This is a genomic window from Pseudomonas sp. FP2254 (genome assembly GCF_030687695.1).
Lineage (GTDB): Bacteria > Pseudomonadota > Gammaproteobacteria > Pseudomonadales > Pseudomonadaceae > Aquipseudomonas > Aquipseudomonas quebecensis.
Genome location: NZ_CP117444.1, coordinates 5,257,150 through 5,278,966, shown reverse-complemented (window position 1 = coordinate 5,278,966; position 21,817 = coordinate 5,257,150). Strand labels below are relative to the sequence as shown.

The following is a 21,817-nucleotide window of genomic DNA, read 5'->3' as shown; positions in this document are numbered from 1 at the left end:
GCTGTTAAATGAGTGACGCAGAGCGTCACTGGATGCATTCCCACACAGTGTGGGAACGAGAGGAACGCATGAGCAGTGATCTGTTAATTGTCGGCGCCGGCATCCTCGGCCTGTCCCACGCCTACGCCGCCGCCAAGCGTGGGCTCAAGGTCAAGGTGTTCGAACGCAGCGCCACGCCTCTGGGCGCCTCGGTACGTAACTTCGGCCAGGCCCTGGTTACCGGCCAGCCGCCTGGGCCGATGCTCGACCTGGCGCGGCAAAGCCGTGACATCTGGGGGCATTGGGCCCAGGTGGCGGGCCTGCCGCTCAAGCGCAACGGCGCTTACCTGTTCGCCCGCACCGAAGCGGAAGAACACCTGCTGGAAGCGTTCTGCGCCGGGCGCGCGCAGGAACACGGGTACAACGTGGAGCTGCTGCAGGGCGCGGCAATGCGCGATCTGTACGGTGGCCAGTTCCGTCATCACCGGGCTGCGCTGCACGGTCGCGACGACCAGCAACTGTATTCGCGGGAAGCTCTCCCGGCGTTGATCGACTATCTTCGCCGCGAACTGAAGGTGGAATTTCACATTTCTACCCTGGTGCGCGACGTTGAGCCGGGCCACGTGCACAGCACGGCGGGCAGCTTTCGCGGCGAACAGATCATCGTCTGTTCCGGCCATGACTACCAAACCCTGCTGGCCGAAGCGCTGGCCGAACTCAACCCGAGTATCTGCCGCCTGCAAATGCTACGGGCGCGACCAGCGCTGAATCTGAACCTGCAACATGCCTTGCTCACGGGCCTCAGTTGCGTGCATTACGGCGCGTTCGCCGATCTGCCGGAAGCGGCGGCGGTGCAGGCGCAGATCCTGCGCGATGCGCCGCACCTGCACGAGCATGGCATTCATCTGCTGATCAGCCCCACGCCTTATGGTGAGCTGATCATCGGCGATTCCCATGATTACGGCCGGGATGCGTCACCCTTCAACGGCGAACAGGTGGACAACTGGATGATTGAACTGGCCGAGCAGACCCTGGGTTGTGCAATTCAGGTAGTCGAGCGCTGGCAGGGGGTCTATGGCGCGCGCGGGCCGGGACCGTTTTCCTTCGTACGGGCGGCGCCCGGGGTCAGTGCCGCGTTGATGCACACCGGCGTGGGCATGAGCGTGGGGCCGGCGCTGGGCGAGCGCAACGTTGCGGCGCTGTGGGGTGAGGCGTGAGTAGCCCGGAGCAGACGATTGTCAATGTGTTCGGCCTGTACGAACAGCACGGCGCGGCGGACTACATCGGCGAACCGGTGTCGCAGCTCGAGCATATGTCCCAGGCCGCGCAGCAGGCCCTGGCCGAAGGCTTCGATGACGAAGTGGTATTAGCGGCGTTCTTTCATGATATCGGCCATCTTTGTGATCAACGTGCCGAGAGCATGGGCGGTTACGGCGTGGTCAGTCATGAGCGGCTGGGGGCGGATTACCTGCGCCGAGCCGGCTTCAGCGAACGCCTGGCCAGGCTTGTGGAGTATCACGTCCAGGCCAAGCGTTACCTGACCTTCAGCCAGCCGGATTATTACGCACGCCTGAGCGAGGCGAGCCGCCGCACCCTGGCTTACCAGGGCGGCATGATGAGCGCGGTCGAGGCCCGGGCCTTCGAACAGGACCCGCTCTGCGCGGTGAGTGTGCGTCTGCGGCATTGGGATGAGATGGCCAAGCAGCCCAATGTGTCGCCGCTCGACCTTGAATGGCTCAAGGCCAAGGCACGGCGGTTGCTGACGGCTCAGTCCTGATCGAGGCGCTCGGCGAGGGCATCGATCTGTTCCTGGCGCTCGGCCTGGCTCAGTTTGGCGTGAGGGTTGAGGGACGACCATTGCGGGTGGGCGCGGGCCTTGTGCAGGGCGTCGGGCAGTTTGCCCTCGCGCCAGGTTTTGTCCTGGGGTGTGTCCACTTTGATGCTGTGCATCGCCGCATGGCCGCGCAGGTTGAGGGCCTTGAGCAACTGGCGTTGGCGCAGGGCGAGCAGGCGCAGCACGCTGTCGTCCACGGTCAGCTCGCGGTGACCCTTGAGCTTGCCCATCAAGCGGTTGCCATAGCTGCGTGCGGTTTGCAGCGCGCCTCCGGCAATCGCACCGGCCAGGGCGGCGGCGCCGAGGGTCAGGCCGCCGACCAGCAGATCCACACCCGCACCGGCCGCCGCACCGGCAGCGATCCCGCCGCCGACGCGCACGCCGAGTTGCTTGAGGGTTTCGGGGTTGAACAGGTCGTCGCCCCAGCGCCCGTCCAGCAACGGCAAATCACTGGCGGCGGCATCCTGCGGGCGGAACCCGAAGAGTTTGAGCAAGGCGTCCACACACTTTTGTTCGCGTTGACGCACAGCCTTGCGCAGTTCGCCGATTGCGTTGTGCTCGTCCTCGGTGACCACGCTGCGTCGGCACGCGGCGCAGTCGATCAGCAGCTCGGCGATCAACCGCGCGGCGCTTTGCTGGCGGGCCTGGCGTTGAGCCTCCTGGTCAAGAACCAGCCTTTCTAACTGCGGCCGGGCGTTTTCCAGCAGCAGGGCGAGGCTTTCATACAAGCGCCGTTCGCCGTCTTCGGGCGGCGCGACGCTGTCAAAACGCACCAGCGCATGCAGGCCGAGGCGTGCCAGGGCTTCACGCCAGTCCGGCTCGCGGTGGTCGCTGCTGCTGACGAAGTTGAGTATCGGCAACAACGGCTTGCCGCAACTGGCCAGCACCTGCAGTTCGTCGCGGTATTTGGCGAGCACCGGTTCGCGGGCATCGATCACGTACAAGCCGGCGTCCGAGGCCTGCAGTTGGCGCAGCACCTTGGCCTCCTGTTCGAACCGCTGGCGCGCTTCACTGCCCTCCAGGAAGCGCGCCAGGCGCGCCGGGCCGTCAAGCCGTTCGCCAGGGCGGTCCAGGCGCTCCAGGTAATCGAGCAGGGCGATGGCGTCTTCCAGACCGGGCGTGTCGTACAACTCCAGCAAGGCTTCACCGTCCACCGACAGGCGCGCGCCTTCGACATGCCGCGTGGTGCTGGGGCGATGGGAGACTTCGCCGAAGCCCACATCGCGGGTCAGGGTACGCAACAGCGAGGTCTTGCCGACGTTGGTGTGGCCGACCACGGCGAGTTTCAGCGGCTTAGTCATGACCGGTCTCCAGCCAGTTCAACGGTGCGCAGTCGGCGAAGGGAAGCTCGAGCTGTTGCAGCGCGTTGTGCCAATCGCCCAGGCGTTCGGCGTCCAGCGCCTGGCCGGGTGGCGCCTGCAACAGCCAGACGCGGGCGGCGCTGGCGCTGCGAGCCAGTTCGGCGATCAGCGCCAGGCTGCCGCGATCCGGCGAGCGCCGTGGGTCGCAGGCAATGGCCAGGCGCGCAGGTGGGAAGCGCGTGAGTTGTTCCAGCAGTTTGTGGCGCGATTCGCGGCTGTCGAGAATACCGGCGTTACTCACGTTGGCCGGTAGTTTGGGCGGCCAGGGGTGCTGACCGTCCAGTTCGATGGCCACCAGCAGGGCGCCATTGCTGTCCTGTTCACTGACGCCGCCGATGACGGCGTGCAAGTGATCGGGCGCGGCGTCATTAACCCCAAGACGCTCGCTGCTTGGCATCAGGCGCTCGCGCAGTTGGCTGTAGCCGGGCAGGTTGAGGTCTAGGCGCAGGGCGGCGCGTCCGCGTTTCCAGCGCCACAGGCAGAGCAGGGCGAGGATCAGGCGAGGCAGCAGGCCGTAAACCAGCAACACGCCGACCAGCCACGCTGCCCAGGCCTGGCGCGCACGCTCGATATTCACGGCTGCATCCCCGCTGGCGCGGATCATCTCGGCGCTTGGCACGTTGAAGCCGAGCAGGGCAGGCAAGGTACCCAGCGCTTGTGTCACAGCGACGAAGGTATCGGCGCCGAGGATAGTGGTTTCCCACACAAAGCCGTAGCGGCGTGTGGCAAGCAATGTCAGAAGAATCACCAGCGCACTGAGCAATGCCAGCAGCCAGAGGCTATTGACCAGGACGCCTACGGCCCAGCGATTGAGCTTCTGCCGTTGCAACAGCAGTAACAAGGCCGGGGCCAATTGCGCGGCCTTGGCATCGCGTGCGAATTTTTCGCTGAGCCACAGCCACAGGCGCCCGAGGCTGGCGCTATGTTCGCCGGCCAATAGCAGGCCCAATGCCCAGCTGATCAGCAGAATCAGGTTCAAACCGAGCAGACTGCCCAGTGCCCAGAACACGTTCACTGGCGCCAATCCGTTACCCAGCGCGGCAAACGCCAGGGCGGCACCGCTGACCACCGCGAGTATCGCCAGCAGCACCAGCGCCAGGCGCGCGCCTTGCAACCAGCGGGTCAGGGCCGCCACCAAGCCATCGCGCTCGGCCAGGTGCAAGGCGCGTCGTTGAATGCGCGTCGGCAGGTCGCCTCCGGCCGTGCGGGCCAGGCGGTTGGCTTCCTGGTCTTCGAGGTTGCCGGCGTGTTCTTCACGCAGCCGCACGGTTTCCGTCAGCCAGAGTGTGTGTAGCGAGTTCAGTGCAGTCACGCGCTGTCCTGTTGAGCAAGTGAGTCTGGAGCATAACCGCTGACTCGCGGCTCTGGTATTCTCGTCGCCATGAAAAAAACTCTCCCTCTAAGCCTGATCGCAGCCCTCGGTGAAAACCGCGTGATCGGCGTCGACAACCGCATGCCCTGGCATTTGCCCGGGGATTTCAAATATTTCAAGGCCACCACCCTCGGCAAGCCGATCATTATGGGGCGCAAGACCTGGGACTCCCTAGGCCGACCGCTGCCGGGGCGCTTGAACATTGTGGTCAGCCGTCAGACCGACCTGGCGCTGGAAGGTGCGGAAGTTTTTCCGTCACTGGAGGCCGCCGTCGAGCGCGCCGAGGCATGGGCATTGGAGCAGGGCGTGGACGAGCTGATGCTGATCGGCGGTGCGCAGTTGTATGCGCAGGGCCTGGAGCTGGCGGATCGGTTGTATTTGACGCGGGTGGCGTTGAGTCCGGAAGGGGATGCGTGGTTTCCGGAGTTTGATCGCAGCCAGTGGACGCTGATGTCGAATGCCGAGAATGCGGCTGAGGGCGACAAGCCAGCCTACAACTTTGAAGTTTGGGAAAAAGCCTAACAGCATCGGGGGCAAGCCCCTTCCCACATTGATATGCACGCCAAATGTGGGAGGGGGCTTGCCCCCGATGGCGGTCTATCAGGCCTGCGCTAACTCCCCATGCTCATCCGCCTCCAGCAGCGCCTTGTCCGTCTGCCCCATGATCTGGCTGGTAATCGCGCCGGCCGTCATCGAACCATTCACGTTCAGCGCCGTACGGCCCATGTCGATCAGCGGCTCCACGGAAATCAGCAGCGCCACCAGTGACACCGGCAAGCCCATGGCCGGCAGCACGATCAACGCGGCAAAGGTCGCACCGCCGCCCACCCCGGCAACGCCTGCCGAACTCAAGGTCACAATCGCTACCAGGGTCGCGATCCACAGCGGGTCGAGCGGGTTGATGCCCACGGTCGGCGCCACCATCACCGCCAACATGGCAGGGTAGAGACCGGCGCAACCGTTCTGGCCGATGGTCGCGCCGAACGAAGCGGCGAAGCCGGCGATGGATTGCGGGATACCCAGGCGACGGGTCTGCGCTTCGATGCTCAGGGGAATCGCGGCCGCGCTGGAGCGACTGGTAAAGGCGAAGGTCAACACCGGCCACACCTTGCGGAAAAACCGCAGTGGGTTGACCCCGGCCAACGACAGCAGCAGGCCGTGCACCACGAACATCAGGCCCAAAGCCAGGTACGACACCAGCACAAAGCTGCCGAGCTTGATGATGTCCTGCAGGTTGGAACTGGCCACCACTTTGGTCATCAGCGCCAGTACGCCGTACGGGGTCAGCTTCATCACCAGGCGCACCAGGCGCATCACCCAGGCTTGCAGGGTGTCGATGGCGTTGAGGACCTTCTGGCCTTTTTCCACGTCATCCTTGAGCAGCTGCAGCGCGGCAACCCCCAGGAATGCGGCGAAAATCACCACGCTGATGATCGACGTCGGCTTGGCCCGGGCCAGGTCGGCAAACGGGTTGGCTGGCACGAACGAGAGCAGCAGTTGCGGGATATTCAGGTCGGCGACTTTGCCCGCGTAATCGCTCTGGATCACTTGCAGGCGCGCCATTTCCTGGGTGCCGGCCACCAGGCCTTCGGCGGTAAGGCCGAACAGGTTGGTGAGGGCGATACCGATCAACGCCGCAATCGCGGTGGTGAACAGCAGCGTGCCGATGGTCAGGAAGCTGATCTTGCCCAGGGACGCCGCGTTATGCAGGCGCGCCACGGCACTGAGGATCGAGGCGAATACCAGCGGGATCACGATCATTTGCAACAACTGCACATAGCCGTTGCCGACCAGGTCGAACCAGCCGATGGAAGCCTTGAGCACCGGGTTGCCGGCGCCGTAGATGGCATGCAATACCACACCAAACACCACGCCCAGCACCAGCGCGAACAGAACCTTTTTGGCCAGGCTCCATTGGGTACGACGGGTTTGTGCCAGGCCCAGCAGCAGGGCCACGAACACCAGTAAGTTGAGAATCAGCGGCAGATTCATTTGAGCTCCATTGAGAAGGCGCCAATCGCGTGAGCCTGCGATTGCGAACCGGGGAGCCTAACAGCTTGAAATATAATGATTTAATACCAATATGGAATGGTAGCTGTCGTTTTTGGAATAAGCGTTTGACGCAAAGGCGTATGGCGTTGGCGGGAACGGGACGCGCACGGTCGCGGGTGAAGTGGGAACTGTCATAGGGATTTGTTAGCGTCGATGTCTTTCACTCAGGGAGACAACGCCTATGAAGCTCGCGCCGACACTACTGGTATCCGCCGTACTTTGCCTGGGGCTCGCCGGCCAGGCGTTCGCCGACACCGAGTTGAAACACTGGCCGGCACCCGCCGCCAAGCAGTTGAACGAGATGATCGCCGCCAACGCCAACAAGGGCAACTTCGCGGTGTTCGACATGGACAACACCAGCTACCGCTACGACCTCGAAGAGTCGCTGTTGCCCTACATGGAAAACAAGGGGCTCATCACCCGCGAAAGCCTTGATCCATCGCTCAAGCTAATGCCGTTCAAGGACACTTCCGACCACAAGGAAAGTCTCTTCAGTTACTACTATCGCCTGTGCGAAGTGGACGACATGGTCTGTTACCCGTGGGTCGCCCAAGTGTTTTCCGGCTTCACCCTCAAGGAACTCAAAGTCCAGGTCGACGAGCTGATGGCCTCCGGCAAGCCCGTGCCGGTCAGTTATTACGAAGGCGATGTGGTGAAGACGTCCGAGGTGCAGCCGCCGAAAGTCTTCACCGGCCAGGCCGAGCTGTACAACAAGCTGATGGAAAACGGCATCGAGGTGTATGTGATGACCGCCGCCTCGGAAGAACTGGTGCGCATGGTCGCCGCCGACCCGAAGTACGGCTACAACGTCAAACCCGAGAACGTGATCGGCGTGACCACCCTGCTCAAGGATCGCAAGACCGGCGAACTGACCACCGCACGTAAACAGATCGCCGCCGGCAAATACGACGAGAAGGCCAACCTCGGCCTGGAACTCACCCCGTACCTGTGGACCCCGGCGACCTGGATGGCCGGCAAGCACGCAGCGATCCTCACCTACATCGACGAATGGAAAAAACCGCTGATCGTCGGCGGCGACACGCCGACAAGCGATGGCTACATGCTGTTCCACGATGTGGACGTGGCCAAGGGCGGCATTCACTTGTGGGTCAACCGCAAAGACAAGTACATGGCCCAACTCAACGGCATGATGGCCAAGCATGCGGCGGCGCAGGCCAAGGAAGGGCTGCCGGTGACGGCGGACAAGAACTGGGTGATCGTCAAGCCGGATGAAATCCAGTAACTGATCAAAAATGGGGGAGGGGCTTGCCCCCGATTGCAATAGTTCAGTTGCAAATGTGCTAACTGGCACGCTGGCTTTGAGATTTGACCCGGCAAAAAAATGCCCCGCACTTGGCGGGGCATTTTTATGGGGGCGAGTCTTACAGGCCGTCGAGCATCGCCTTGTTACGCACAGCGCCTTTGTCGGCACTGGTAGCGAGCAGGGCGTAAGCCTTCAGCGCGGTAGTGACCTTGCGCGGACGCTTCTCCACCGGCTTCCAGCCTTTTTTATCCTGCTCGACCCGGCGTGCCGCCAGTTCTTCGTCGCTGATCAACAGGTTGATCGAGCGGTTCGGAATGTCGATCAGCACTTTGTCGCCATCCTGCACCAGGCCAATCGCACCGCCCGCTGCGGCTTCCGGCGAAGCGTGGCCGATGGACAGGCCCGAGGTGCCGCCGGAGAAACGTCCATCGGTCAGCAGGGCGCAGGCTTTGCCCAGGCCTTTGGATTTCAGGTACGACGTCGGGTAGAGCATTTCCTGCATGCCCGGGCCGCCTTTGGGGCCTTCGTAGCGGATGATCACGATGTCGCCGGCCTTCACTTCGTCTGCGAGGATGCCGCGTACGGCGCTGTCCTGGCTTTCGAAGATTTTCGCGTTGCCTTCGAACACATGGATGGACTCATCCACGCCGGCGGTTTTGACCACGCAGCCGTCGAGGGCGATGTTGCCGTACAGCACGGCCAGGCCGCCTTCTTTGGAGTAGGCGTGCTCGACACTGCGGATACAGCCGTTTTCACGGTCGTCGTCGAGGGTGTCCCAACGGGTCGACTGGCTGAAAGCGGTCTGGGTCGGGATGCCCGCCGGGCCGGCCTTGAAGAAGGTGTGCACGGCTTCGTCGTCGGTCTGGGTGATGTCCCATTTGGCGATGCCGTCGGCCATGGTCTTGCTGTGCACGGTCGGCAGGTCGGTGTGCAGCAGGCCGCCACGGGCCAGGGAGCCGAGGATGGAGAAGATCCCGCCGGCGCGGTGCACGTCTTCCATGTGGTACTTCTGGATGTTCGGCGCGACCTTGCACAGTTGCGGCACATGGCGGGACAGCCGGTCGATGTCGCGCAGGTCGAAGTCGATCTCGGCTTCCTGGGCCGCGGCCAGCAAGTGCAGGATGGTATTGGTGGAACCGCCCATGGCGATGTCCAGGGTCATGGCGTTTTCGAACGCCTTGAAGTTGGCGATGTTGCGCGGCAACACCGACTCATCGTTGTCGCCGTAGTAGCGCTTGCACAGCTCGACGATGGTGCGGCCGGCCTGCAGGAACAGCTGCTCGCGGTCGCTGTGAGTGGCCAGGGTGGAACCGTTGCCCGGCAGTGCCAGGCCGAGGGCCTCGGTGAGGCAGTTCATCGAGTTGGCGGTGAACATGCCGGAGCACGAACCGCAGGTCGGGCAGGCGCTGCGCTCGTATTCCGCCACCTTCTCGTCAGAAGCGCTGGAATCGGCGGCGATGACCATGGCGTCGACCAGGTCCAGGCCATGGGAGGCGAGTTTGGTCTTGCCGGCTTCCATCGGACCGCCGGAGACGAAGATCACCGGGATGTTCAGGCGCAGCGCGGCCATCAACATGCCGGGGGTGATCTTGTCGCAGTTGGAGATGCACACGATGGCGTCGGCGCAGTGGGCGTTGACCATGTACTCCACGGAGTCGGCGATGATCTCGCGGCTCGGCAGCGAGTACAGCATGCCGTCATGGCCCATGGCGATGCCGTCGTCCACGGCGATGGTGTTGAATTCTTTTGCCACGCCGCCGGCGCGTTCGATTTCGCGGGCGACCAGCTGGCCCAGGTCCTTGAGGTGGACGTGGCCGGGTACGAACTGAGTAAAGGAGTTGGCAATCGCGATGATCGGCTTCTTGAAGTCGTCATCTTTCATCCCCGTGGCGCGCCACAGTGCGCGGGCGCCGGCCATGTTGCGGCCGTGGGTGGATGTTTTCGAGCGGTAATCTGGCATGGAGCACTCCGGGCGGCTAATCAGGTACTAAAGGGGAGTGAGCTTCTATGGACGTCTGGAACACTCAGAAATAGCCGTGTGTCCGGAGGTTGCCTCAAACGCTGCGGGATCGCCGCGCGCCGTGGCCTTGAGCTCATAAACCCGCCGGGGGATGACTGGCGATGAATAGGGCCGATTCTACACCGCTGGCGGCTGGAGGGAATGGGGCAATACTCAGCGCCACCGGCTTTGTTTAGACTGGCGGCCCTTTGCTCTTACCTCGCTCCAAAGGAATTGGAATGCCCGTTATTCATCGTCTTCTAGGCTTCTACCTGCTGATCGGCCTGATCCAGGGCATCGTCTGCTATTACGCCGGCCAGTTGCATCGCTTGAGCGAGACGCTGTTCTTCGTCACCGGCACCGTGGTGTTGGTCGGCGGCACTACGTTGCAGCTGCTGGGCGAAAAAGCCCGACATTGGCGCTCATTGCTGCCTACCCTGGCGTTCACCCTGCTGATGGGCGGCATGACATTTTGGGTCTGCCAGGGCCTTGACCCGGATGACAATCACCGCTGGGCGATCAATACCTGGATCATCAGCTTGCTGGTGCTGTGTTATGTCTGTGCCACCTTCCTGTTCGCCTGGCCCGTCACCAAAGGGCAGCGCTGGCGCTATGAGGACCTGTTCCTGCAAGCCTGGAGCAGCGTGTTTATCGTGCTGTACGCGTTGATCCTGGTGGCGGTGATCATGCTGTTGCTCAAACTCTGGGGCCAACTGTTCCTGATGCTGGGCATCGAGTTTTTTGAGCGTCACTTCTGGAGCAAGCTGTTCCTGTGCTTCAGCCTGCCGCTGGTGTTTGCGCTGGGGATGTATCTGGCGGCGCGTAGCGAGAAGGTCATCGGCCAGATGCGCAGCATGCTGTTGAGCGCCTGCGGTCTGTTGCTGCCATTGATTGCGCTGATCAGCGTGTTGTTTACCCTGACCTTGCCGTTCACCGGGCTGGCGCGGATTTGGGCCACGGGCTATTCCACCCCGATTCTGCTGGTGTTGGCCGGTGCGCAGTTGTTCCTGCTCAACGGCGTGTTCCAGGATGGCGTCCAGCCTCGACCGTATCCCAAATGGTTGACGCATTTTATCGAGTTGAGCCTGCTGTGCCTGCCGATTCTTGCCGCGCTGGCGTTTTATTCAAGCTGGCTGCGGGTCGAGCAATATGCCTTGTCGCCCCTGCGTTTCATCGCACTGGCACTGGCCGTATTGTGCAGCCTGTACGGCCTGGCGGCGGTGTGGGCGGTGGCCTTGCGCTCGCCGGTCTGGCTGGGCAACTTGCGGGTGACCAACCCGGCCCTGGCGTTGCTGTTTTGTGGGCTGGTGGTGTTGATCAATACGCCGCTCCTGGACCCGGTGCGCTTGAGCGTCGACGATCAGGTCCGGCGTCTGCTCGACGGGCGTATCAAGGCAGAAGCGTTCGATGCGAACAACCTGCGCTTCGGCCTGGAAAAGGCCGGCCAGGAGGCGTATGCGAAATTGCAGGCCGACCTGGATCAGGAGCGCATTCTTGACCCGCAAACACGCCGCGCCCTGCGCGAGCGCATGGAGGACACGTCGCTGAGTTTCAGCGAACAGTACGAAAAGGAACGCGCCCAGCGGCCCAAGCCCGAGTTGGAATGGATCGGCCCGCAGCCCAAAGGCAGCGAACAGTTCGCGAACCTCAGCCTGGATGCGGACTCGCCTTGCGAACCCGGCTGCGTGCTGTGGGCGGTCGACCTTGACGAGGATGGCCGGCCCGAAGTGCTGGCCATCCCACACACCGGCTACGGCCACGACTTCATGCTCCCGCGCATTTTTGTGCAGGACCGGAAGGGCCAATGGGGAGATCGCGGCCCGCTGCTGTGGACGCAACTGCCGGACGGAGCCGTCGACACTGAAGCGCTGATCCGTGACATCCGCGCAGGCAAGGTATCGTTGGCCAAGCCGCGTTACCTGCAATTGGAGTCCAGTGACATGTTGCTCACCCCGGTGATTCGGGAGCGTTAGTCGCGGCCTGTTCGGTGATTGGTCACCAGTCCCCACAGGCTCAAGCCGATAAAACTGAGGGCGATGGTCAGCAGCAGATGACCGCCCGCCTGGGCCAGTGCCGCGCTGCTGACGGCGGCGGTGAGGAACATGATGCTGTTTCCTGCCGAGGCCGCCGTGCCCGCGCGGCTGGAAAATAGCAGCATCGCTGCAGAAATGGCGGCGGGTCGAACCAGGGTGACGGCGAGAGCGCTGATCAGCATTGGAATCAGCAAGGTCACGGTGGTGATGGCTTCCAGGCTGATGATCAGCGTTAACAGCGCGCCAGCAACAAGCAGTAGCCCTAGGCCGATGTTGATTTGTCGCGACAGCGAAATGCGCTTTTGCAGGTACGAAGCCGCCACGCCGCCGAGCAGATAGGCCAAGCCGTACACCATCAGCACCAGCGCATATTGGTATTCGGACAACTTCAGCGCATCCATGAAAATCATCGGCGTCACGCTGATCAAGGCGAAATAACAGGCAAACACCAGGGCGGCGATCCACCAGTAGCGCAGGAAGTCACGATTGCGCGCAACAGCTTTGAGTGTGCCGAGGATGGGCACCGGCGCGCGATGCGGGCCGGTGGACTTGGAGGGCAGGATGCAGAACGCATGGATCAACATGCCCAATGCCATCAGTGCAAAGCCGTAGAAACTGCCTTGCCAGTCGAAGGTGGTTTGCAGCCAGGAGCCGATCAGCGGCGACAGTGCGACAAACGAGCCGCTCAGGGTCATGTAATAGAGGCGCACTCTGGCACGGTGCTGTTCTTCGAACAGGTCCTCCACCAGCGCGTGGCCCAGTACGAAGAAACCGCAGCCCACGGCCTGTACGCTTCGAAACAGCAGGAAGGTCGGATAGTCGTTCGCCAGTGCGCAGCCCATCGCTCCCAGGATCGACAGCACGATACAGCCGAGCAGGACTTCCTTGCGTCCCCATTTATCCGAGAGCGGCCCGGCGACCATCTGCGAGATCGAAAACACCAGCGTAAACAGACTGATCGACAGCGCGATGTCTGCACTGGGGGTGTCGAACCGGGTTGCCAGCGCGGGGAAGGAGGGCAGCAGGATATTGATCGGGAAGAAGCTGATCAGGGAAATGCTGGTGATGAGGATGAAGCGGGAGAGGATGGGCCCAGACATTGTTATTGTTTTCCGGCGTAAAACCAGAAACCGATACTAGTCTGCGAAAAATGCAATGCAATCCAAAGTGTTGGAAGAAATTTCCTGAATTAACGTAGCTTGCTGCGGTAGGAAAAATCTTCATTGCACCGCCCAAAGGTGGGAGGGGGCTGGCCCCTCCCACCGTTTCAGCTATTGGGCAACAACCGGCACGTAATGCTCTTGATATACCGCGTCTCCACGATCGCCGGATGCACCGGATGATCCGGACCCTGGCCGCCGCGTTCCAGCATCTGGATATTGCGGTCCAGATGGCGCGCGCTGGTCAGCAGGATGTTTTGCAGGTCGTCCTCCGGCAAGTGCATGGAGCACGACGCACTGACCAGGATGCCGTCCTTGCTGAGCAGGCGCATGGCTTGCTCGTTCAGGCGGCGGTAGGCGCCTTCGCCGTTCTTCATGTCTTTCTTGCGTTTGATGAAGGCCGGTGGGTCGGCGACGATCACGTCGAAGCGCTCTTCGCTGGCTTTCAGCTCCTTGAGCGCTTCAAAGACGTCGCCTTCGATGCAGGTCATTTTCTCGGCGACGCCGTTGAGCGCCGCGTTGCGCTCCACACCGTCGAGGGCGAAGGCGGAGGCGTCGACGCAGAACACTTCATTGGCGCCGAACGCCGCGGCTTGCACGCCCCAGCCGCCGATGTAGCTGTACAGGTCAAGTACGCGTTTGCCTTTGGCATACGGGGCCAGGCGGGCGCGGTTCATGCGGTGGTCGTAGAACCAGCCGGTTTTCTGGCCCTGGATCACCGGGGCTTCGAATTTCACCCCGTTTTCTTCCAGCGCCACCCACTCCGGCACCAGGCCGAACACGGTTTCGACATAGCGGTTGAGGCCTTCGGCGTCGCGTGCGGCGGAATCGTTCTTGAACAGGATGCCGCTGGGCTTGAGCACTTGAGTCAGCGCTGCGATCACGTCGTCCTTATGGGCTTCCATGGTCGCCGAGGCGATCTGTACCACCAGGATGTCGCCGAAACGGTCGACCACCAGGCCCGGCAGCAGGTCGGAATCGCCGTAGACCAGGCGGTAGAACGGTTTGTCGAACAGGCGATCACGCAGGGACAGGGCGACGTTCAGGCGATGCACCAGCAGCGACTTGTCCAGCGGCAACTTGATGTCGCGCGACAGCAGACGGGCGCAAATCAGGTTGTTCGGGCTCATGGCCACAATGCCGAGGGTCTTGCCGCCGGCCGCTTCCAGGATGGCCTGGTCGCCTGCCTGGAACCCGTGGAGTGGGGTGGCGGCCACATCGATTTCGTTGCTGTAGACCCACAGGTGGCCGTTGCGCAAACGACGATCGGCGTTGGCTTTGAGACGCAGGCTTGGCAGGGACATGACGTCGCTCCGGAAAAAAGAGCGGGAGTATACCCTTTGCGCACCGGTTTATGTGGGCGCTGGCTTGCCTGCGATGCGGACGGCGCGCTGTATCTGACGTACGGCGGCGATGCTGTCGCAGGCAAGTCAGCTCCCACATTTGATCGGGTTTCAATTCAGGTTTTTTGAGGTGTCAGTCAGCTTTGCTTCAAGGTTAGAATCCCCACCTAGCCCGGAGTGTGTACTTATGTCCCAAGAGCTTACCGCCGAACAGATTCAACAGGCCCTGCAAGGCATCAGCGTACCGCCGCAACCGCAGATCATGGTGGATCTGCAGATGGAGCAGTACATGCCCGACCCGGACCTGGAGGTGATCGCGCGGTTGATCTCCCAGGACCCGGGCCTGTCCGGCGCGCTGCTTAAAATCGTCAACTCGGCGCATTACGGCCTGAGCAACAAGATCGCGTCGATCCAGCGCGCGGTGAACCTGCTGGGCAGCCGTTCGGTGATCAACCTGATCAATGCCTTGTCGATCCGGGGTGAAATGAGCGATGAAACCATCGTCACCCTCAACCGCTTTTGGGACACCGCTCAGGACGTGGCCATGACCAGCCTGACCGTGGCCAAGCGCACCGGCTCCCAGGCCGTGGACGAGGCCTATGCCCTTGGGCTGTTCCACGATTGTGGCGTACCGCTGATGCTCAAGCGCTTTCCCAACTACATGAGCGTGCTCGAAGAGGCCTACGCCAATGCCGGGCCGGACTGCCGCGTGGTCGATACCGAGAACAACGCGTTCAATACCAACCACGCGGTGGTGGGCTACTACACCGCCAAGTCCTGGCGCCTGCCGGAACATGTGACCGACGCGATCGCCAACCACCACAACGCCCTGGCGATTTTCAGCGACGAGTCGTCACGCAATGCACCGCTGAAGAACCTGCTGGCGATCCTGAAGATGGCCGAGCACATCTGCGAGTCTTACCGGGTGCTGGGGAACCAGTCGGTGGACCATGAGTGGAATGCCGTTGGCCCTCTGGTGCTCGATTATGTGGGGCTGTCGGACTACGACTTCGAGAGCATGAAGTTGTCGATCCGCGAATTGGGCGCGAACTGATTTTTTACCCAAGAGGCGTACATGCCCGAGTTACCTGAAGTCGAAACCACCCGTCGCGGGATTGCCCCGCACCTGGAAGGCCAGCGCGTCAGCCGTGTGGTGGTGCGCGAACGGCGCCTGCGCTGGCCGATCCCGGAAGACCTGGATGTGCGTCTCTCCGGGCAGCGCATCGTGCTGGTGGAGCGGCGCGCCAAGTACCTGTTGATCAATGCCGAAGTGGGCACTCTGATCAGCCACCTGGGCATGTCCGGTAACCTGCGCCTGGTGGAAACCGGCATGCCGGCGGCCAAGCATGAGCATGTGGATATCGAACTCGAATCCGGCCTGGCCCTGCGCTACACCGACCCCCGGCGTTTCGGCGCGATGCTCTGGAGCCAGGACCCGCACAACCACGAACTGCTGCTGCGCCTGGGGCCGGAACCGTTGACCGACCTGTTCGACGGCGAGCGCCTGTTTCAACAGTCCCGCGGCAAGTCCATGGCGGTCAAACCGTTCATCATGGACAACGCGGTGGTGGTCGGTGTGGGCAATATCTATGCGACGGAAGCGTTATTTGCGGCGGGGATCGATCCGCGTCGAGCGGCCGGCGGCATTTCACGCGGGCGTTATTTGAAGCTAGCGATCGAGATCAAGCGGGTGCTGGCGGCGGCCATCGAGCGCGGCGGCACTACATTGCGGGACTTTATCGGCGGCGATGGGCAGCCGGGTTATTTCCAGCAGGAACTGTTCGTCTACGGCCGGGGCGGCGAGGCGTGCAAGGTGTGCGGGACTGAGCTGCGCAATGTGGTGCTGGGGCAGCGGGCGAGTGTGTTTTGCCCAAGGTGCCAGAGCTGATTGCGGGTGATGGCTGATATCGCTATCGGAGGCAAGCCCTCTCCCACAGTTTGGGCATACATTCCAAGTGTGGAAGGGGGCTTGCCCCGGATAAGGCCCTGACAGGCGCTGAATAAGCTCAATGCTTACCGGTAATCTGCCGGTACTTCTCCATCAACTGCTCTTGCGTCTCCGGATGGGCTTCATCCAGCGGAATGCAATCCACCGGGCACACCTGCTGGCACTGAGGTTCGTCATAGTGGCCGACGCACTGGGTGCACAGGTTGGGGTCGATCACATAGATCTCCTCACCTTGGGAAATCGCCGCGTTCGGGCACTCGGGTTCGCAGACGTCGCAATTGATGCAATCGTCGGTGATGATCAGGGACATGGAAACTCCTGCCAGGGCCGTCAGCCAAGGCATCTGAAAACTAATGCGCGCAATTGTGCCGCATTGGCGCCCGCAGTGCGAGCAGGCGCCGATTGAGCGGTCTTACTTCTTGAAGCGCAGCGTCAGTGCATCGGCCACGGCCGGATGCACAAACTTGGTGATATCTCCGCCCAACGCCGCGATTTCCCGGACCAACGTCGAGGAAATGAACGAGTAACGCTCCGACGGCGTCAGGAACAGGCTCTCAACGTCCGGCGCCAGTTGGCGGTTCATGTTGGCCAGTTGGAACTCGTATTCGAAGTCCGACACCGCGCGCAGGCCGCGCAGGAATACATTGGCGTTCTGCTCCTTGGCGAAATGCGCGAGCAACGTGGAAAAGCCCACCACTTCCACGTTGGGCAGGTGCTTGGTGACCTCTCGCGCCAGCTCCACGCGCTGTTCCAGGGGAAACAGCGGGTTTTTCTTGGGGCTGGCAGCGACCGCGATGATCACATGGTCAAACAGGCGAGAGGCGCGTTCGACCAGATCTCCGTGGCCTTTGGTAATCGGGTCGAAGGTACCTGGGTACAACACTCGGTTCATCGCGTCGTCCTGGCGGAGTCCGTTGGGGAACCGGATGGTATCGCAGCCATCTCGGTCGGCCAAGTCGACTTATGTAGATAGATGCCGTGAATCCCACGTTTATTCACGCTGTTTTCAGACGTTCGGCCAATGCCGTCGCCAATTGCGCGGTCAGTCCATACACCGACAATTGCGGGTTGGCGCCAATGCTGGTGGGGAACAACGAACCGTCGTGGATCGACAGATTGCGCAATTGGTGGTGCCGGCCAAGGCTGTCGGCCACGGCCATTTTCGGGTCTTCGCCCATGGCGCAACCGCCCATCACGTGGGCGCTGCCCAGGCAGGTGCGGTGCAGTTCCAGGTTGAGGCCCTCGATCAGCGTGCGGGCCTCGGCCAGGGTCTTTACATAGCGCGCATCATGGTGCAGCGGTTTGACCGACGTGGCGCCCGCCGCAAACTGAATCTCGGCCATGCTATGAAAGGCGCGCCGCAGGCCGTCCCAGGCATAGTCCGACACTTGGTAGTCGAGCACCGGCGTGCCGTCGCCGCGCAGCTCCACATTGCCGCCCGGACTGTCGGGGTGAAAGCCGTCGCGCAGCAACGCCAGCATGGCGTGGGTATTGGGTAGCTGGCTCATGTCCAGTGCATTCTGGGCGCCGTAGCCGCCCAGCAGCGTACTGGCCAGCGCCGGGTGCAACGGTGGCGCTTCGAGCTTGTAGGACATTTTGCCGGTGGTGCCGTCCTGCCATTGGAAATGGTCGGAATAAATCGACTGCGGCGCGCCGTAAAACGGGTTGATGACCTCGTCGAACAGTGCCGCAGAGAAATTCACCAGGTGCAGGAAGGTACGCTTGCCCAGTCGCGAATGCGGGTCCGGCGCGTCCGACCGCATCAGCAGCGCCGGGCTGTTGATGCCGCCACCGGCCAATACATAATGCTTGGCCTTGACCGTGATCTTGCGCCCGGTGGGCGCTACACAGCGGGCGTCCATCGCCACGCACTCCAGGCTGCTGACGGTGTCGCCGTTATATTTGAAACGCTCGGCGCGCGCCAGATAGAGCAGCTCGCCGCCTTGTTCCAGGGTCGACGGGATGGTGGTCACCAGCATCGATTGCTTGGCGTTGACCGGGCAGCCCATGCCGCAATACCCCAGGTTGAAACAGCCGCGCACGTTGCGTGGGATCACGTGCCAGCTGTAGCCAAGTTTTTCGCAGCCCTTGCGAATGACATCGTTGTTGGCGTTAGGCGGGATGGCCCAGGGGGCGATGCCCAGGCGTTGCTCCATTTTTTCGAACCACGGCGCCATCTCGGCGCTGCTGTGGCCCTTCACCGTATATTCGCTGGCCCAGTGAGAAAGGGTTGCGTCCGGTGTGCGAAAACTCGATGTCCAGTTGATCAGCGTGGTACCGCCCACCGCGCGGCCCTGCAGGATGGTGATTGCGCCGTCCTTGCTCATGCGGCCGATGCCTTCCTGGTACAGGCTGGTGTAGGCCTCGTCCTCAAGTAACGTGAAATCGCTGCTGGTCTTGAGCGGGCCTTCCTCGATCAGCAGCACCTTGTAACCGGCCGCGCTGAGGATTTCCGCGGTGGTGCCACCGCCGGCGCCGCTGCCGATGATCGCGACATCGGTTTCCAGGGTCAGGTCTTGATCGAGGGCGGCGCCATTATGGGTTTTCCAGCCACGGGCCAGGCCTTCGCGGAACAGATCGGGTACAGGCATCAGGGTCGTCTCTTGTTTTTATTGTGGGGGATGCGGTTCAGATCTTCGGCGGCCCGGGGTAGCCGCAATGGGCCCAGGACGCCGGCTGGAAGTACCAGGCCATGATCACCAGCTTGAGCAGCGAGCCCTGTCCCATGCGCAGCAGGTTCAGGTAACTGTTTTCCCAGCGATGCAGGAAATTGCGGATCTGCTCGGCACTGGCGTTCTCCCAACTGCCCCAGACACCGGTGAGCGGTCCACGGGTGAGGCCCATGCCGAGTACGTCGAACAATTGCTGGGTGAGCTTGAACATCTCCGGGGACAGGTGCTGCAGGCTGAAATCGAGTTTTTTCAGGGTGCCGTCGATGCCGCTGGCCACCTCCTGGGCGCTGGCCACGCCTTCCAGCACCACAGGGATTACCGCGCGCAAAAACGGCAAATCGCTGCTGCGCAGCAGGGCAAAGCCGCTGGCCGGGGTGCTGCTGGAGCAGCCGCTGAGGCTGGCGCCCAGCCCTGCGGTAGACAGGAACGCGCTGGCACACAGGCCGATTTTCAAGACGCCGCGTCGTGACAGCGCGGGTGAATCCGTGAGGCTGGGGTTCATTGTTATTGTTATCCCGTAGGTGGCGGAATCAGCGGACGAACAGTTTCTGGATCAACTTCTGAATGGCTTTGCCGTAGGGCGGGTAGATCAGCTTCGTGGCGTTCAGGCGCTGTTTGACCAGCACCCCCTTGGCCTTGCTGAACGTCAGGAAACCCTCATGACCGTGGTAATGGCCCATGCCCGAGGGGCCGATGCCGCCGAAGGGCATATCGTCCTGGGCCACGTGCAGCAGGGTGTCGTTCAGGCATACGCCACCGGAATGGGTTTCGTGCAGCACGCGCTGCTGGTCGCCTTTGTTGTAGCCGAAGTAGTACAGCGCCAGGGGGCGAGGGCGCTGGTTGATGTAGGCAAAGGCCTGTTCGAGGCCGCGATACGGGACGATCGGCAGCACCGGGCCGAAGATTTCGTCCTGCATCACAGTCATGTCGTCGCTGACGTTGAGCAGCAGACTGTGAGGCATGCGCCGCGCCTGGCCCTGGTCGTACAGCGGAATTAGGGTGGCGCCCTTGTCGATGGCGTCTTTGACGTAGGCGTTGAGCCTGGCCAACTGTCGCTCATTAATGATGGCTGTGTAGTCCGGGTTGTCGGTCAGCGTGGGATAAAACCCGCGAATGGCGTTGCTGTAAGCCTCGACAAACCCCTCGATGCGGTCTTCTGGTACCAGCACGTAGTCCGGCGCGACGCAGGTCTGCCCGGCGTTCAAGGCTTTGCCGAAGGCGATGCGCTCGGCGGCGTCCTTGAGCGGTACATCTGCGGAAACGATGGCCGGCGACTTGCCGCCCAGTTCCAGGGTTACCGGGGTGAGGTGTTCCGCCGCCGCGCGCATCACATGCTTGCCGATACTGGTGGCGCCGGTGAACAGCAAGTGATCGAAGCGCAGCCGGGAGAACGCGATGCCCATATCGGCCTCGCCGAGCACCACGCACACCAGGTCTTCAGGGAAGATTTTCGCCAGCAGCGTCTTGAGCAATTGCCCGGTAGCGGGAGTGGACTCACTGAGTTTGAGCATCACCCGGTTACCCGCCGCCAACGCTCCGACCAGCGGGCCGATGGCCAGGTACAGCGGGTAGTTCCACGGCACGATCACACCGACGACCCCCAGTGGCTGGTAAATAACGCTGGCTGAGGCCGGTTGGAAGGCAATGCCTACGGTGCGTCGGGATGGTTTTATCCAACGCTTGAGGTGTCTGCTGGCGTAGTGAATGCCATGCAGGCTGGGCATCAATTCAGCGAAGAGGGTTTCGTCGGCGCTGCGGTGGCTGAAGTCCTGGCTGATGGCGTCGATCAGGGCCTGGCGTTCGTTGCTGAGCACATCCCGCAGGGCCTTGAGCCATTGCTGGCGTTGCGCGGCCGGCGGCATCGGGTTTGCGGCGTAGGCATGCCGTTGGGCGTCAAACAGCGCCTGGAGTTGATCCAGCGCCTGGGTATCCTGCAGGTAAGCAACGTTGGCGGACATGGCGCAGTACCGATTGTTATTGGTCTGCGTGGATTTTTAGAGTCATTACTCTAAATTGTCAAATAACATTGCAGCAACATGATGGATTTATCCAGGCCGAGATAGCCCGTAAGATGCCCCATCCCGTGTACAGAAGCTGATCCCCTATGGCACCACGAGTAAAGACCAGCGAGCGCATTGTGCAAACCAGCCTGGAGCTTTTTAACCAGCAGGGCGAACGCAGTGTCAGCACCAACCATATCGCCGCCCATATGGAAATTTCGCCGGGCAACCTGTACTACCACTTCCCCAACAAGCAGGCGATCATCGCCGTGCTGTTTCGCGAATACGAAGCGCTGGTGGACAGCTTCCTGCGTCCGCCCCAAGGGCGCGCCATGCAGGTGGAGGACAAGCGCTTCTACCTGCAGGCCGTGCTGGCCGGCATGTGGCGCTATCGTTTCCTGCACCGTGACCTGGAACACCTGCTGGAAAGCGACCCGGAGCTGGCTACTGGCTATCGGCGTTTTTCCCAGCGCTGCCTGATCCAGGGCGGTGCTATCTATCAGGGCTTTGTCGATGCCGGCATCCTCAACATGGACCCGGTGCAAACCGAAGCCCTGACCCTCAATGCCTGGATCATCCTCACCTCCTGGGTGCGGTTTTTGTGCACCACCAATGAAAACTCTGCCCACCTGAGCGCCGAAGCGATCAAACGCGGGGTGTATCAGGTGCTGGTGCTGGAGGCGGGTTTTGTCACGCCCCAGGCGAAAGAGGCGGTAGACGCGCTGTTCAAGGAGTTTTACGTGCCGTTGAATCAGGCACTGGAAGACGTGAAGTAGGCCCTTTCTCTAATGCTACAGGAG

The 21,817-nt window shown here is 62.0% G+C and carries 19 protein-coding genes; 8 read left to right on the top strand and 11 right to left on the bottom strand.

From position 1 onward, the window contains the following. The first annotated feature begins 68 nt into the window (after nucleotides 1-68). Together PSH94_RS24385 and PSH94_RS24380 are read left to right on the top strand one after the other, a co-directional pair. Entirely contained in the window at nucleotides 69-1,196 is a 1,128-nt protein-coding gene (locus PSH94_RS24385; RefSeq protein ID WP_305435942.1) for a TIGR03364 family FAD-dependent oxidoreductase, read from the top strand. Next, a complete protein-coding gene (locus tag PSH94_RS24380) occupies nucleotides 1,193-1,756 on the top strand; it encodes a phosphonate degradation HD-domain oxygenase (RefSeq protein ID WP_305435941.1) in 564 nt (187 codons plus the stop codon). The genes PSH94_RS24385 and PSH94_RS24380 overlap by 4 nt, the downstream gene beginning before the upstream one ends. Here PSH94_RS24380 and PSH94_RS24375 read toward each other — a convergent pair. Together PSH94_RS24375 and PSH94_RS24370 are read right to left on the bottom strand one after the other, a co-directional pair. Next, complete coding sequence (locus PSH94_RS24375) at nucleotides 1,747-3,114, bottom strand: DUF3482 domain-containing protein (RefSeq protein WP_305435940.1); 1,368 nt, start codon at nucleotides 3,112-3,114, stop codon at nucleotides 1,747-1,749. The two genes, PSH94_RS24380 and PSH94_RS24375, sit on opposite strands and share 10 nt — an antisense overlap. Further along, on the bottom strand, nucleotides 3,107-4,486 hold the full coding sequence (locus PSH94_RS24370; RefSeq protein WP_181076484.1) for a DUF2868 domain-containing protein: 1,380 nt from the start codon (nucleotides 4,484-4,486) through the stop codon (nucleotides 3,107-3,109). Before PSH94_RS24370 ends, PSH94_RS24375 begins: the two co-directional genes overlap by 8 nt. A gap of 69 nt (nucleotides 4,487-4,555) precedes the next feature. On the opposite strand from PSH94_RS24370, the gene PSH94_RS24365 reads away from it, so the two are divergent. Then, entirely contained in the window at nucleotides 4,556-5,068 is a 513-nt protein-coding gene (locus PSH94_RS24365; RefSeq protein WP_305435939.1) for a dihydrofolate reductase, read from the top strand. Nucleotides 5,069-5,146: 78 nt separating this feature from the next. On the opposite strand, the gene PSH94_RS24360 is transcribed toward PSH94_RS24365, so the two are convergent. Beyond that, nucleotides 5,147-6,538, bottom strand: a complete 1,392-nt coding sequence (locus tag PSH94_RS24360; protein WP_253509717.1) for an L-cystine transporter — start codon at nucleotides 6,536-6,538, stop codon at nucleotides 5,147-5,149. A gap of 241 nt (nucleotides 6,539-6,779) precedes the next feature. Here PSH94_RS24360 and PSH94_RS24355 point away from each other — a divergent pair, with 241 nt between their 5' ends. Continuing rightward, nucleotides 6,780-7,841: a haloacid dehalogenase-like hydrolase gene (locus tag PSH94_RS24355; protein ID WP_305435938.1), complete on the top strand. Its 1,062-nt coding sequence runs from the start codon at nucleotides 6,780-6,782 to the stop codon at nucleotides 7,839-7,841. 139 nt (nucleotides 7,842-7,980) lie between these two features. Here PSH94_RS24355 and ilvD read toward each other — a convergent pair whose 3' ends face one another. Then, complete coding sequence (gene ilvD / locus PSH94_RS24350; protein ID WP_181076491.1) at nucleotides 7,981-9,822, bottom strand: dihydroxy-acid dehydratase; 1,842 nt, start codon at nucleotides 9,820-9,822, stop codon at nucleotides 7,981-7,983. A 278-nt stretch (nucleotides 9,823-10,100) separates the two neighbouring features. Between ilvD and PSH94_RS24345 the strand changes: the two genes are divergently transcribed. Further along, nucleotides 10,101-11,834, top strand: coding sequence for a DUF4153 domain-containing protein (locus PSH94_RS24345; protein ID WP_305435937.1), 1,734 nt, complete (start codon nucleotides 10,101-10,103; stop codon nucleotides 11,832-11,834). On the opposite strand, the gene PSH94_RS24340 is transcribed toward PSH94_RS24345, so the two are convergent. Further along, the gene (locus PSH94_RS24340; RefSeq protein ID WP_305435936.1) at nucleotides 11,831-12,994 is read right to left on the bottom strand and encodes an MFS transporter; all 1,164 of its coding nucleotides are present in this window, start codon (nucleotides 12,992-12,994) and stop codon (nucleotides 11,831-11,833) included. The genes PSH94_RS24345 and PSH94_RS24340 overlap by 4 nt on opposite strands. Nucleotides 12,995-13,161: 167 nt before the next feature. Beyond that, on the bottom strand, nucleotides 13,162-14,358 hold the full coding sequence (locus tag PSH94_RS24335; RefSeq protein ID WP_181076495.1) for a class I SAM-dependent rRNA methyltransferase: 1,197 nt from the start codon (nucleotides 14,356-14,358) through the stop codon (nucleotides 13,162-13,164). Between the two features lie 226 nt (nucleotides 14,359-14,584). On the opposite strand from PSH94_RS24335, the gene PSH94_RS24330 reads away from it, so the two are divergent. Together PSH94_RS24330 and mutM are read left to right on the top strand one after the other, a co-directional pair. Beyond that, nucleotides 14,585-15,451, top strand: coding sequence for an HDOD domain-containing protein (locus PSH94_RS24330; RefSeq protein ID WP_181076497.1), 867 nt, complete (start codon nucleotides 14,585-14,587; stop codon nucleotides 15,449-15,451). Between the two features lie 21 nt (nucleotides 15,452-15,472). Continuing rightward, a complete protein-coding gene (gene mutM / locus PSH94_RS24325; protein WP_034101302.1) occupies nucleotides 15,473-16,285 on the top strand; it encodes a bifunctional DNA-formamidopyrimidine glycosylase/DNA-(apurinic or apyrimidinic site) lyase in 813 nt (270 codons plus the stop codon). 118 nt (nucleotides 16,286-16,403) lie between these two features. Here mutM and PSH94_RS24320 read toward each other — a convergent pair whose 3' ends face one another. The 5 genes from PSH94_RS24320 to PSH94_RS24300 form a co-directional block, all read right to left on the bottom strand. Continuing rightward, nucleotides 16,404-16,655 carry a YfhL family 4Fe-4S dicluster ferredoxin gene (locus tag PSH94_RS24320; RefSeq protein WP_181076498.1) on the bottom strand — a complete coding sequence of 84 codons (252 nt, stop codon included), beginning with the start codon at nucleotides 16,653-16,655 and terminating at the stop codon, nucleotides 16,404-16,406. Between the two features lie 102 nt (nucleotides 16,656-16,757). Beyond that, nucleotides 16,758-17,237: a pantetheine-phosphate adenylyltransferase gene (coaD, locus tag PSH94_RS24315; RefSeq protein WP_003176711.1), complete on the bottom strand. Its 480-nt coding sequence runs from the start codon at nucleotides 17,235-17,237 to the stop codon at nucleotides 16,758-16,760. 103 nt (nucleotides 17,238-17,340) lie between these two features. After that, nucleotides 17,341-18,936 (bottom strand): GMC family oxidoreductase, encoded by a 1,596-nt coding sequence (locus PSH94_RS24310; protein WP_181076499.1) that lies wholly within the window; start codon nucleotides 18,934-18,936, stop codon nucleotides 17,341-17,343. A 37-nt stretch (nucleotides 18,937-18,973) separates the two neighbouring features. Continuing rightward, nucleotides 18,974-19,519 (bottom strand): twin-arginine translocation pathway signal protein, encoded by a 546-nt coding sequence (locus tag PSH94_RS24305; protein WP_305435935.1) that lies wholly within the window; start codon nucleotides 19,517-19,519, stop codon nucleotides 18,974-18,976. A gap of 28 nt (nucleotides 19,520-19,547) precedes the next feature. Beyond that, a complete protein-coding gene (locus PSH94_RS24300; RefSeq protein WP_305435934.1) occupies nucleotides 19,548-20,975 on the bottom strand; it encodes a coniferyl aldehyde dehydrogenase in 1,428 nt (475 codons plus the stop codon). 146 nt (nucleotides 20,976-21,121) lie between these two features. On the opposite strand from PSH94_RS24300, the gene PSH94_RS24295 reads away from it, so the two are divergent. Then, nucleotides 21,122-21,793: a TetR/AcrR family transcriptional regulator gene (locus PSH94_RS24295; protein WP_181076502.1), complete on the top strand. Its 672-nt coding sequence runs from the start codon at nucleotides 21,122-21,124 to the stop codon at nucleotides 21,791-21,793. Nucleotides 21,794-21,817: the final 24 nt, after the last annotated feature.

What these genes read in the sequence shown, in the direction of transcription:
- PSH94_RS24385 (WP_305435942.1), top strand. Translation starts at nt 69, where the DNA reads ATGAGCAGTGATCTGTTAATTGTCGGCGCCGGCATCCTCGGCCTGTCC.
- PSH94_RS24375 (WP_305435940.1), bottom strand. Translation starts at nt 3,114, where the DNA reads ATGACTAAGCCGCTGAAACTCGCCGTGGTCGGCCACACCAACGTCGGC.
- PSH94_RS24365 (WP_305435939.1), top strand. Translation starts at nt 4,556, where the DNA reads ATGAAAAAAACTCTCCCTCTAAGCCTGATCGCAGCCCTCGGTGAAAAC.
- PSH94_RS24360 (WP_253509717.1), bottom strand. Translation starts at nt 6,538, where the DNA reads ATGAATCTGCCGCTGATTCTCAACTTACTGGTGTTCGTGGCCCTGCTG.
- PSH94_RS24355 (WP_305435938.1), top strand. Translation starts at nt 6,780, where the DNA reads ATGAAGCTCGCGCCGACACTACTGGTATCCGCCGTACTTTGCCTGGGG.
- ilvD (WP_181076491.1), bottom strand. Translation starts at nt 9,822, where the DNA reads ATGCCAGATTACCGCTCGAAAACATCCACCCACGGCCGCAACATGGCC.
- PSH94_RS24345 (WP_305435937.1), top strand. Translation starts at nt 10,101, where the DNA reads ATGCCCGTTATTCATCGTCTTCTAGGCTTCTACCTGCTGATCGGCCTG.
- PSH94_RS24340 (WP_305435936.1), bottom strand. Translation starts at nt 12,994, where the DNA reads ATGTCTGGGCCCATCCTCTCCCGCTTCATCCTCATCACCAGCATTTCC.
- PSH94_RS24335 (WP_181076495.1), bottom strand. Translation starts at nt 14,358, where the DNA reads ATGTCCCTGCCAAGCCTGCGTCTCAAAGCCAACGCCGATCGTCGTTTG.
- PSH94_RS24330 (WP_181076497.1), top strand. Translation starts at nt 14,585, where the DNA reads ATGTCCCAAGAGCTTACCGCCGAACAGATTCAACAGGCCCTGCAAGGC.
- mutM (WP_034101302.1), top strand. Translation starts at nt 15,473, where the DNA reads ATGCCCGAGTTACCTGAAGTCGAAACCACCCGTCGCGGGATTGCCCCG.
- PSH94_RS24320 (WP_181076498.1), bottom strand. Translation starts at nt 16,655, where the DNA reads ATGTCCCTGATCATCACCGACGATTGCATCAATTGCGACGTCTGCGAA.
- coaD (WP_003176711.1), bottom strand. Translation starts at nt 17,237, where the DNA reads ATGAACCGAGTGTTGTACCCAGGTACCTTCGACCCGATTACCAAAGGC.
- PSH94_RS24310 (WP_181076499.1), bottom strand. Translation starts at nt 18,936, where the DNA reads ATGCCTGTACCCGATCTGTTCCGCGAAGGCCTGGCCCGTGGCTGGAAA.
- PSH94_RS24305 (WP_305435935.1), bottom strand. Translation starts at nt 19,519, where the DNA reads ATGAACCCCAGCCTCACGGATTCACCCGCGCTGTCACGACGCGGCGTC.
- PSH94_RS24300 (WP_305435934.1), bottom strand. Translation starts at nt 20,975, where the DNA reads ATGTCCGCCAACGTTGCTTACCTGCAGGATACCCAGGCGCTGGATCAA.
- PSH94_RS24295 (WP_181076502.1), top strand. Translation starts at nt 21,122, where the DNA reads ATGGCACCACGAGTAAAGACCAGCGAGCGCATTGTGCAAACCAGCCTG.